The sequence below is a fragment of the Streptomyces sp. YIM 98790 genome, assembly GCF_011421595.1.
GTDB lineage: Bacteria > Actinomycetota > Actinomycetes > Streptomycetales > Streptomycetaceae > Streptomyces.
Genome location: NZ_WTLH01000172.1, coordinates 1 through 12,273 on the forward strand (window position 1 = coordinate 1; position 12,273 = coordinate 12,273).

Below are 12,273 nucleotides of genomic sequence, written 5' to 3' on the forward strand. Positions count from 1 at the left end.
ACCTGGCGGACCGGCCGCAGGACCGGCCCGCGGACGTGGCGCTGTCGCTGCTGCGCACCCGGGCCCGGCTGGAACACCGGGCCGTGGTGCCGGCCGCCGGCCACCGGACGGCACTGGCCGCGCTGGCCGCCGGCCGGGCGGACGCCGCCGTCGTCACCGGACGGGCGGTGGCCGGCAAAGATGTGCTGGTCTTCCCCGGGCAGGGCTCCCAGTGGCCCGGCATGGCCCGCGAACTCCTCGGCTCCTCCCCGGTCTTCGCCGAGCGGCTGGCCGAGTGCGCCGAGGCGCTGCGGCCGTTCACCGGCTACCCGCTGCTGTCCGTGCTGCGGCAGGAGCCGGGCGCGCCGGACCTGGACCGGGTGGACGTCGTGCAGCCCGCGCTGTGGGCGGTGATGGTGTCGCTGGCCGAGGTGTGGCGCTCGCACGGGCTGCAGCCGGCCGCGGTGATCGGCCACTCGCAGGGCGAGATCGCCGCGGCCACCGTGGCGGGCGCGCTGGACATCGGCGACGCGGCCCGGGTGGTGGCGCTGCGCAGCCGCGCGCTGCGCGGGGTCTCCGGCGGCGGCATGATGTCGGTGGCCGCCCCGGCCGGGACGGTCGCCGGGCTGCTCGGCGAGGACGGCGGCGCGTTCGGCGGGGTGTCGGTGGCAGCCGTCAACGGGCCGCGCTCGGTGGTGGTCTCCGGCACCCGCGCCGGGCTGCTGGCGCTGCGCGAACGGCTCGCCGCGGACGGCTGCCGGACCAAGATCCTGCCGGTGGACTACGCCTCGCACTCCCCGGCGGTGGACGCGCTGCGCGAGGAGATCCGGGCGCTGCTGGCACCGGTCCGGCCGGTGTCCGTGCCGGTGCTGTTCCTCTCCACGCTGACCGGCGAACCCATGGACACCGCCGGGCTGGACGCCGACTACTGGTTCCGCAGCCTGCGCCACCCGGTCCGGTTCGCCGACGCCACCCGGCGGGCCCTGGAGCTCGGGCACGCCCGGTTCGTGGAGTGCAGCCCGCACCCGGTGCTGGCCGGCGCGGTCGAGGAGACCGCTGAGGCGGCCGGCCGGGAGGCGGTGGCGGTCGGCACGCTGCGCCGCGGGGAGGGCGGCCCGGCGCGGCTGGAGCGCAGCCTCGCCGAGGCCTGGACCGGCGGGGTTCCGGTGGACTGGGAGATACCGGGGGCCCGGCTGGTCGACCTGCCGACGTACCCGTTCCAGCGGGAACGGCACTGGGTGGGCGAGTCCCCGGAGCGGGCAACCGGGGCTGCCGCTGCCGCGCCCGCCGCCGCGGCCGGTGCCTCCCGGGAGGAGCTGCGCGCACTGGTGCGCGGCGCCGCCGCGTCCGTCCTGGGCCACCGGGACGCCGAGGCCGTCGATCCCGCCCGCACCTTCAAGGAGCTGGGCTGCGACTCGGTCAGCGCGGTGGAACTGCGCAACCGGCTGAGCGCACTCACCGGCCTGCGGCTGCCGACCGGCCTGCTGTACGACTTCCCCACCCCCGACCGCGTCACCCGCCTGCTCCACGAGCGTCTCACCGCGCAGGCCGACGCCCCTCGGCCCGCCGCGCCCGCCGCGCCCGCCGCGCTGCGGGCCGCGGAGGGGGACACCGCGCGGGAGCCCGTCGCGGTGGTGGCCATGGCCTGCCGCTACCCGGGCGGCGTCCGGACCCCGGAGGACCTGTGGCAGGTCGTGGCGCAGGGCCGGGACGTGATGTCCGGCCTGCCGGTCAACCGCGGCTGGGATCTGGACGCCCTGTTCGGCGGCGCCTGCGCCACCCGCCGCGGCGGCTTCCTGCACGACGCCGACCTCTTCGACGCCGAGTTCTTCGGCATCGGCCCGCGCGAGGCCCTCGCCATGGACCCGCAGCAGCGGCTGATGCTGGAGATCTCCTGGGAGGCCGTGGAGCGCGCCGGGCTCGACCCCGCCTCCCTGGCCGGCTCCCCCACCGGCGTCTTCGTCGGCGCCATGGCCTCGGACTACGGCACCCGCCTGCACGAGCCGAACAGCGCGGTCGACGGCCATCTGCTCACCGGCACCGGCCTGGGGGTGGCCTCCGGGCGCATCGCCTACACCCTCGGCCTCAACGGCCCGGCCCTGACCGTGGACACCGCCTGCTCCTCCTCCCTGGTCGCGATCGAGCTCGCGGTGCGCGCCCTGCGGCGCGGGGACTGCGGCCTCGCCCTGGCCGGCGGCGTGACCGTGATGAGCAACCCCGGCATCCTCGTCGAGTTCAGCCGCCAGAACGGGCTGGCCCCGGACGGCCGCGCCAAGGCGTTCTCCGACGCGGCCGACGGCACCGTGTTCTCCGAGGGCGCGGGCGTGCTGCTGCTGGAACGGCTGTCCGACGCCCGGCGCAACGGCCACCCGGTGCTGGCCGTGATCCGCGGCGCGGCCGTGAACTCCGACGGCGCCAGCAACGGCCTGAGCGCGCCCAGCGGCCAGGCCCAGCAGCAGGTCATCCGGCAGGCCCTGGCCGACGCCGGTCTGGCCCCGCAGGATGTCGACGCCGTCGAGGCGCACGGCACCGGCACCGCGCTGGGCGACCCCATCGAGGCCGACGCCCTGCTCGGCACCTACGGCCGGGACCGGGACGACACCGTGTGGGTCGGCTCGCTGAAGTCCAACATCGGCCACACCCAGGCGGCGGCCGGCGTCGGCGGGGTGATCAAGATGGTGCAGGCGATGCGGCACGGCACGCTGCCCCGCACCCTGCACGCGGAGCGGCCCACCACCCGGGTCGACTGGGCGGACGGCCGGGTCCGGGTGCTCACCGAGGAACGGCCCTGGACGGGGCGGGACGGCCGCCCGGCGCGGGCCGCCGTCTCCAGCTTCGGCATCAGCGGCACCAACACCCACCTGGTGCTGGAGGCCGCCCCGCCCGCCGCCGGGCAGGGCGCCGGCGGACCGGATGCCGCCGTACCGGACGCTGCCGGGCAGGGCGCCGCCGGACCGGACGCCGCTGTACCGGACGCCGTGCCGCCCGCTCCCGGGGCCGCATTCCCGGCCGCCGCCCGGAGCGACGCCCCGCTGGTGTGGGCGGTCTCCGCCCGCTCCGCCGAGGCGCTCCGCGCCCAGGCGGACCGGCTGCGCGCCTACGCCGCCACCGCCCCCGCACCGGACCTCGCCGAGGCCGGCCGCAACCTCACCCGCCGGGCCGCCCTGCCGCACCGCGCCGTGGTGGTGGCCGGCGGCCGGGAGGAGCTGTGCGCGGCGCTGGCCGCGCTGGCCGCCGGCGAACCGCACCCCGGCCTGGTCACCGGAACGGCCGCCCGCGAGGTCCACCCGGTGTTCGTGTTCCCCGGCCAGGGCGCCCAGTGGGCCGGCATGGCCGTCGAACTCCTCGGATCCGACGAGCGGTTCGCCGCCGAGCTGCGGCACTGCGCGGACGCCCTGCGGCCCTGGACCGGCTGGTCGGTCCGGGACGTGCTCACCGGCGCCGAGGGGGCGCCCTCCCTGGACGACGGCACCGAGGTGGTGCAGCCGGCGCTGTTCGCCGTGATGGTCTCGCTCGCCCGGCTGTGGCGCGCGGCGGGCGTGGAACCCGCCGCCGTCGTCGGCCACTCGCAGGGCGAGATCGCCGCCGCGGCCGTCACCGGCGCGCTGTCCCTGGAGGAGGCGGCCCGGGTGATCGCGGTGCGCAGCCGGGTGGTGGGCGGCCTGGACGGCACCGGCGGCGTGCTCGCGGTCGGCCTGCCCGAGGCGGAGGTGCGCGGGCGCCTGGCGCCCTGGACCGGGCGGCTGTGGGTGGCCGTCGACAACGGCCCGGTCGGCACCGTGCTGGCCGGGGAACTGGCCGCCATCGAGGAGTTCGCGGCGGCCTGCGCCGCGGACGGCGTACAGGTGCGGCGCACCCCGGTCGCCTATGCCGCGCACACCCCGCATGTGGCGGCGGTGCGCGGGGAACTGCTGGACGCGATCGGCAGCCTGTCCCCCGCCGACACGGCCACCGCCTTCTCCTCCTCCTGCGCCGGGGACTTCCTGCCCGGCTCCGCACTGGACGCCGGCTACTGGTACCGCAATCTGGCCGAGCCGGTCCTCTTCGACACCGCGGTGCGTGCCTTCCGCGACCGCAGCCACCCGCTGTTCATCGAGGTCAGCCCGCACCCGATCCTGGCCGGGGCGGTCCGTGAGATCCTCGCCGACGCGGGGATCACCGGTTCGGCCACGGGCACGCTGCGGCGCGGCGAGGGCGGCCCGCGGCAGTTCCTCACCGCGCTGGCCGGGGCCTGGGTGCGGGGCGCGGCCGTGGACTGGCCGGCGGTGCTGGGCCCGGCGCGCCGCACGCTTGAGCTGCCGACCCACCCGTTCCTGGGCCGCCGGTTCTGGCTGTCCCCGGACGGGGACGGCGGCCATCCCGTGCTGCGGTCCGTGGTCCCGCTCGCCGCCGCCGAGGACGACGAGGACGGCGCGCCCGGCGGCGGGCTGCTGCTGACCGGGCGGGTCTCCCGCAACACCATGCCGTGGCTGGCCGACCACGCGGTGCGGGACACCGTACTGCTGCCGGGCACCGCGTTCGCCGAACTCGCCCTGCGGGCCGCCGCCGAGGCGGGCGCGGCCGGTGTCGAGTCGCTGACCCTGCATGCCCCGCTGGTGCTGCCCGAGGGCGGCTCGGCCGAGATCCAGGTCGCGGTCCGCGGCACCGAACTCACCGTCCACGCCCGGCCGGACGCCGGGACGCCGTGGACCCGGCACGCCGCCGGCACCCTGGCCGCCGGGCGCCCGGCGCCGCCCGCCCGGCTCGCCCAGTGGCCCCCGGCCGGCGCCGAGCCGGTCGACCTCTCCGACGCCTACCGGCGGCTCGCCGGGACCGGCTACGCCTACGGCCCGGCCTTCCGCGGGCTCACCGCGGCCTGGCGGGACGGCACCGGGATGTGGGCCGAGGTGCGCCTGCCGGACGGCACGGACCGGGGCGGGCACGGGCACGGGGACGGGGACGGGCACGCTGACGGGCACGCTGTCGGGAACGACGGGTTCACCGTGCACCCGGCGCTGCTGGACGCCGCCCTGCACCCGCTGGTGCTGGACGCGGACGGGCTGCACCTGCCGTTCGTGCTCTCCGGCATGTGGTTCACCGGGCGGGCGCCCGGGACGCTGCGGGTGCGGATCTCCGGCTCCTCCCTCACCTTCTGGGACTCCTCCGGTGCCCCGGCCGGCGAGATCGGCGACGTGATCCTCCGTCCCGCGTCGGCCGCGCCCGGCACCGAGCTCCACCGGGTGGAGTGGGTGGAGACCGCCCCGCCGTCCGGCACCGCCGGTCCCGGCTGGACGGTCACCGACTGCGGTGCCGAACTGCCCGCCGAGGTGCCGCCGGTGGTCCTGGTGCGCTGCCCGGACGGCGACGGCACCGGCGACGGCTCCCCGCTCTCCCCCGCCCCGCGGGTCCCGCATGCGATGCTCCGCCAGGTGCTGGCGCTGGCCCAGCGCTGGGTGGCCGAGGACCGGTACGCCGGCTCCCGGCTGGTGTTCCTGGCCGACCCCGGCACCCCGGCCGGAGCCGCGGTGTGGGGCCTGGTCCGCTCCGCCGCCACCGAGCACCCCGGCCGGTTCGCCCTGGCCCACGCCACGCCCGAGGACGGCGCCCTGGTCGCGGCCGTGCAGGAGCCGCAGTTCGCGGTGGCGGACGGCGGCCGGGTGCTGGTGCCCCGGGTGGTGCGTCACATCGCCGACGGCCCCCCGCCGGCCGGGCTGGGCGACGGCACCGTGCTGGTCACCGGCGGCACCGGCGGCCTGGGCGCGCTGACCGCCGCCCGCCTGGTGGAACGGCACGGCGCCCGGGACCTGCTGCTGGTCTCCCGGCGCGGCCCCGAGGCCCCCGGCGCGGAAGCGCTGGCGGAGCGGCTCACGGGGCTGGGCGCCTCGGTGCGCATCGCCGCCTGCGACCTCGCCGACCGCGCACAACTGGCCGCGCTGCTGGCCGGGGAGCGCCTGACGGCCGTGGTGCACGCGGCCGGGGTGCTGTCCGACGCCACGCTGGCCGGGCTGACCCCGGAGCGGCTGGACGCGGTGCTGGCCCCCAAGGCCGACGCCGCCCGGCTGCTGCACGAACTGACCCTGGACCAGCCGCTGACCGCCTTCGTCCTGTTCTCCTCGGTCGCCGGGGTGCTGGGCAACGCCGGGCAGGCCAACTACGCGGCGGCCAACGGCTATCTGGACGGGCTGGCGGACCACCGCCGCGCCCTGGGCCTGCCCGCGGTCTCCGTGGCCTGGGGCCTGTGGTCCGTGCGCACCGGCATGACCGGGGCCATGACGGACGCCGACCGCACCCGGCTGGCCGGGGTGGCGGCGATGACCGAACGCCAGGGCCTGGAGCTGCTGGACGCGGCGCTGAGCCCGGAGGCGGGTGCCCGGGTGGTGGCCGCCCGCTGGGACACCGCCGCGCTGCGCGCCCGGCCCGGCGGCCCCCCGGCGGTGCTGCGCTCCCTGGTCCCGGCCGCGGCCCGCCGCCCCGCCCCGCACGGCCCGGCGGGAGCGGAAGCAGCGGAAGCAGCGGAAGCAGCGGAAGCAGCGGAAGCAGCGGAAGCAGCGGAGGGAACGGCACCGGACGCCGGCCGCCGGTTCCCGGACGCCGAGGCGGTGTCCGCGTTCGTCCGCGGCCAGGTGGCGCTCGCCCTGGGCCACCGCTCGGCCGACGCCGTCGACCCGGACAAGCCGTTCCGCGAAATGGGCCTGGACTCACTGACCTCGGTGGAGATGCGCAACCGGATCAGCGCCGAGACCGGCCTGCGGCTGCCCGCCGCCCTGGTCTTCAACCACCCCACCGTTGCCGCGCTCTCCGCCCGCCTGGCCCGGGACCTGGTGCCCAGCCCGGAGCGGCGGCTGCGCACCGCCCTGGACCGGGTGCTGCCCGACCTGGAGCCGGCCGCCGCGGCGGCGCTGCTCACCGAGGCCCTGAACCGGCTCGGCGTACCGGCCGCCGGCACCGGGCCCGCGAACGCAACCGCAACCGCAACCGCAACCGCAACCGCAAACGGCACCGGAGGCCCGGCGCCGATGCCCGGCCGGGTGCCCGAGTCCGGCCCGGAGGGCCTGGGCAGCGACGAGGAACTCTTCGCCTTCATCGACACCCAGCTCTGATCCGCCCGCTCCGCGCACCACCAGCCACGCACCCAGCCCACCGACCCGCGACCCAGCGACACAGCCACAGCTCTGATGGGGGTTCACCAATGGCGGCCGAGGACAAGCTCCGCGACTACCTCAGGCGGGTGACCGTCGATCTGACGGACGCGCGCCGACGCCTGGCCGAGGCAGACGCCCGCGACCACGAGCCCATCGCCGTGATCGGCATGTCCTGCCGGTTCCCCGGCGCCGAGGACGTGGACGCCTTCTGGGACCTGCTGCGCGAGGGCCGCGCCGCCCCCGTCGGCGAGGTGCCCGAGAGCCGTTTCCGCGCCCAGGCCCCGCCCGGCGCCGACCGGCCCCGGCAGGGCGCCTTCCTGCCCGATGTGGCCGGTTTCGACGCGGAGTTCTTCGGCTTCCCGCCGCAGGAGGCGCTGCGCATGGACCCGCAGCAGCGGCTGCTGATGGAGCTGGCCTGGGAGGCCATGGAGGACGCCGGGACCCCGCCGCCCGGCCTGGCCGGCAGCCGTACCGGCGTGCTGCTCGGCTTCTCCGACTCCTTCCAGTACGGGCAGCTGGAGGCCGAGATCGAGGGCCGCGAGGTGTGGGCCGACCCGTACCTGGGCCAGGGCGGGCTGGCCAGCGTGGTGGCCGGGCGCATCGCCTACCACTTCGACCTGCGCGGGCCGGCCTTCTCGCTGGACACCGCGTGCTCCTCGGCGCTGGTCGCCGTGCACCAGGCGGTGCGGGCGCTGCGCGCGGGCGAGTGCGACCAGGCCCTGGCCGGCGGCGTCTACCTGGCCCTGCACCCGTTCCTGCACGCGTACAGCAGCGCCAACGCGCTGCTCTCGCCCACCGACCGCTGCCACACCTTCGACACCGGGGCGGACGGCTATCTGATGGGCGAGGGCGGCGGCCTGGTGATGCTGGCCCGGCTGTCCGACGCACTGCGCGACGGCCGCCGCGTCCGCGCGGTGATCCGGGGCTCGGCGGTCAATCAGGACGGCCGCAGCAACGGCCTGACCGCGCCGAACCGCGACGCCCAGGTGGACGTGATCCGCCGGGCGCTGGCCGCCGCCCGGGTGGCGCCGGGCGAGGTGGCCTACCTGGAGGCGCACGGCTCGGGCACGGCACTCGGCGACGAGATCGAACTCGGCGCCCTGCACGAGGTGTTCGGCAGCCGGCCGGCCGCCGGACCGCCGCTGCGGGTGGGCGCGGTGAAGACCAACGTCGGCCACACCCACACCGCGGCCGGTATCGCGGGCCTGATCAAGACGGTGCTGGTCCTGGAGCACGGCCAGGTGCCGCCCAATCTCCACATGACCGAACCGGCGGACGTGGTGCACGCGGCCGGTCCGGCGGTGCGGCCCGCCGCCGAGGGCGGACCGCTCACCGGGCACCGCGCCGAGGGCACCTCCGGCACGGACGCCGGGGGCGACGGGGATGCCGGGCAGGCCGGGCAGGCCGGGCAGGCCGGGCAGGCCGGGCAGGCCGGGCAGGCCGGGCAGGCCGGGGACGACGCGGGCACGGTGGTCGCCGGGGTCAGCTCCTTCGGCTGGTCCGGCACCAACGCCCATGTGGTGCTGGAGACCGCCCCGCCGCCCGCGGAGCCCGAGGGGAGCGGCCCGGCGCCCGCCGCCGAGCTGCTGCCCGTCTCCGCCGCCGGCGAGACCGAGCTGCGCGCGATGCTGGAACGCCTGTCCCGGCNACCGCCCCGCCGCCCGCGGAGCCCGAGGGGAGCGGCCCGGCGCCCGCCGCCGAGCTGCTGCCCGTCTCCGCCGCCGGCGAGACCGAGCTGCGCGCGATGCTGGAACGCCTGTCCCGGCGCCTCGACGGCCCCGGCCCCGGACTCGCCGACGTGGCACACACCCTGCAGAGCGGACGTGTGGCGGGCGCCGTGCGGCGGGCGGTTGTCGCCGCCGGCCGGGAACAGGCCGCGGAACGCCTCGCGGCGGCGGCCACCGGGGGCGCCGTCCGCACCACCGGGCGGACGTCCGGCCCGCGCACCGCGTTCCTGCTGCCCGGTGTCGGCGACCAGTACCGGGGCGTGGGCCAGGGCCTGTACCGGGAGGAGCCGGCCTTCGCCGAGGCCGTGGACGAGTGCCTGGCGGCAGCCGCCGAGCGGTGCGGCGTCGATCTGCGCCCCGTCTTCTTCGCCGCGCCGCGGGACACCTCCGGCCCGGGCGGCGGCGCCCTGCTCGCCGCCTCGTCCGACGACCTCTTCGACCACGCCGAGACCGCCCACCCGTTCCTGTTCACCCTTGAATACGCGCTGGCCCGGCTGCTGATGCGGCGCGGCGTGCAGCCCGCGCTGCTGGCCGGCTACAGCCTCGGCGAGTATGTCGCGGCCTGCCTGGCCGGGGTGTTCACCCTGCCGGACGCCCTGTGGCTGGTGACCGAACGGGCCCGGCTGATCGAGGCCGCCCCGCCCGGCCGGATGCTCGCCGTGGCCGCCGCGCCCGAAGACTTCGCCGGCCTCGGCCTCGGCCCCTCGGTGGACGTGGCCGCGCTCAACGGCCCGCACATGACCGTGCTCAGCGGCCCGCCCGACGCCGTGGACGCGGCGGCCGGGCGGCTGGCCGAGGCCGGCATCGCGGCCCGCGCGCTGCGCGCCGCCCACCCCTTCCACTCCTCGCTGCTGCGTCCGGCCCGGGACCGGCTGGCCGGCCTGGTCGCCTCGGTGCCGCGCCGGGCGCCCCGCATCCCGGTGGTCTCCAACGCCACCGGCCGGGTTCTGACGGACGCCGAGGCCACCGACCCCGGCTACTGGGCCGGTCACCTGTGCCGCCCGGTGCGGTTCGCCGACTGCGTGCGGCACTGCGCCGAGCAGGGCGTGACGGCCTATGTCGAGCTGGGCCCGGGCCAGACGCTGGGCGGGCTGGTGCGGCAGAACGTGGGCGACGCGCGCCCGGCGGTGCTGGGCACCCTGCCCGCGCAGTGGGCGGTGACCGAGGACACCGACGAGAGCACCGCGCTGCTGGAGACCTGCGCCCGGCTGTGGGAGCTGGGAACCGAGCTGGACTGGGCGGCCCTGCGGCGCGGCACCGGGCGGCTGGTCTCGCTGCCGCCCTACCCGTTCCGCCGCACCCGCTACTGGCCCGAGCCGTCCGGTCCGGACGCCGGGCCCGCGTCACCGGAGCACACCCGAGCGGCGCGGACCGAGCAGGCCGGGCCGGACGCGGACGCGGACGCGGGGACGGAGACGGATACGGAGAAGAGAGAGGTCGACGAGGCCGGCCGCTGCTACGTACCGGTCTGGCGCCCGGACCTCGCCCCGTCCCCGGACGGCACCGCCGTGCCCGGGCTGTCCGGCACCCTGGTGGTGTTCAGCGACGGCGAGCTCGGCACCCGGCTGGCCGACGCGGCCACCGCCGCCGCGGGCGGCGGCACCGGGCTCCGGGTGCTGGAGGTGCTTCCGGGCAGCGTCTCCGCACCGCGCCGCGAGGGCCGCCGCCTGGTGATCGACCCGGCCGACCCCCGTCACCACCACGAAGTGTTCGCCGCGATCGGCGACGGGAACCGCTCCGAGAACGGGGACGGAGACGACGGCGAGGGCGAGGGCGGCGAGGGCGGCGGCCCGCTGCACGTGGCCCACCTGTGGAGCCTGCGGGAACCGGCCGGCACCCTCTTCCCCGCCGACGACGATCTGCGCACCGCGATCCGCCACGGCTTCGACAGCCTGCTGCTCACCCTCCAGGCCCTGGCCGGGCGCCCGGCGCGGCTGCTGACGGTCAGCGCGGGCGCCGCCGAGATCACCGGCGGGGACGCCACCGCGCCCGACCGCGCCCTGGTGCACGGCCTGGCGCGCGGGGTGTGCGCCGAATACCCCGCGCTGTCCTGGCGGGGTGTGGACGTGCAGCCCGGCCACCCCGGGGCTGCCGGGCACCTGCTGCACGAACTGGGGCACGGCTTCCGGGAGTCCGGCGGCGGCCCGGCGGGGGCGCCGGCCCTGGCGGGGCGGCGGGACGGCCGCCGATGGCTCCTGGCCCACACCGAGATCCCGCTGCCCGACACCGCCGACGCCGCCGACGCACCGCCCGCGCGGACCTGTCTGATCACCGGCGGCACCCGGGGCCTGGGCATGATCCTCGCCCGTCACCTGGCCCGCCGCGGGGTGCGGCGGCTGGCCCTGGTCAGCCGTACCGGCCGGGCCGACACCACGGACCTCACCGCCGCGGGCGCCGAGGTCCTGGTGATCTCCGCGGACGTGGGCGAGCCGGACGAGTTCCGCCGCGCCCTGGCCGAGGCCCGGGCCCGGTTCGGCACCCTCGACATGGTGGTGCACGCCGCGGGCGCCCCCGGCGGCGGCCTGGCCCAGCGACGCGATCCGGCCGAGGCGCACCGCGTGCTGGCGCCCAAGGTGCTGGCCATGGGGCCGCTGGCGGAGCTCGTCGGCCCGGCCACCCCGGCCGCCGAACGGCCGAGGCTGCTGGTGCTGTACTCCTCCATCGCCACCGTGGTCGGCGGCATCGGCGAGGCCGACTACTGCGCCGCGAACAGCGTGCTGGACGCCTACGGCCAGGCCCTGGCGCACGCCGCCGAGCGCACCCAGGTCGTCACCGTGGCCTGGGGCCACTGGCAGCACGACGCCTGGGCGGACGACACCACCGGCGCCGACCGGATCGCCTACCGCAAGCGCAACGGGCTCACCGACGAGGCGGGCTGCGCCCTGCTGGACCGGATCACCGCCTCGGCCGGCGGCGCGGTGGTGGCGCTGCGCCCGCCGCTGGAACGTGCCGTCCGCGACATCACCCGGCTCAACTCCCTGGACCGGCTGATCGAGAGCGCCACCCCCGGGAACGCCGCGGCCACCGCCGACGGCACTGACGGCGGGACCGGCACTGACGGCGGGACCGGCGGAACCGGCAGTGGCGTTCCCGGGGGTGGCCGCACCGGCAAGGCCAGGTTCCCCCGGCCGCCGCTGCGCACCGAGTACGTGCCGCCGCGTGCCGGCCTGGAGACCACGGTCGCCGAGGTGTGGGGCGAGTACCTGGGCATCGACCGGGTCGGCGGCCAGGACCCGTTCTTCGACCTGGGCGGCAACTCCCTGGTCGGCATGGCGATGGTGGCCGCCCTGGAACGGCGGCTGGGGCGGCGGATCGCCCCCGCGCTGCTGTTCGCCCACCCCACCGTGGCCGCGCTCGCCGCCGCCCTGTCCCCCTCGCCCGACCCGTCCGCCCCCGGCCCCGCCCCTGCCCCCGCTGCCGCCGGCGCCGCTGCCGGGCCGGACGGC

1 protein-coding gene and 3 pseudogenes are annotated in these 12,273 nt (G+C 78.1%); all 4 read left to right on the top strand.

What is annotated here, in order from left to right:
• Positions 1-35: 35 nt before the first annotated feature.
• Positions 36-7,058, top strand: a pseudogene (locus tag GQS09_RS22545) (SDR family NAD(P)-dependent oxidoreductase); the annotation flags it as partial.
• Positions 7,059-7,147: 89 nt separating this feature from the next.
• Positions 7,148-8,689: pseudogene (locus GQS09_RS29845) on the top strand (beta-ketoacyl synthase N-terminal-like domain-containing protein); the annotation flags it as partial.
• A 155-nt stretch (positions 8,690-8,844) separates the two neighbouring features.
• Positions 8,845-8,946 (top strand): annotated as a pseudogene (locus GQS09_RS31055) (hypothetical protein); the annotation flags it as partial.
• 141 nt (positions 8,947-9,087) lie between these two features.
• Positions 9,088-12,273, top strand: a 3,186-nt coding sequence (locus GQS09_RS22560; RefSeq protein WP_165989129.1) for an SDR family NAD(P)-dependent oxidoreductase, incomplete at its 3' end; no start/stop codon positions are given.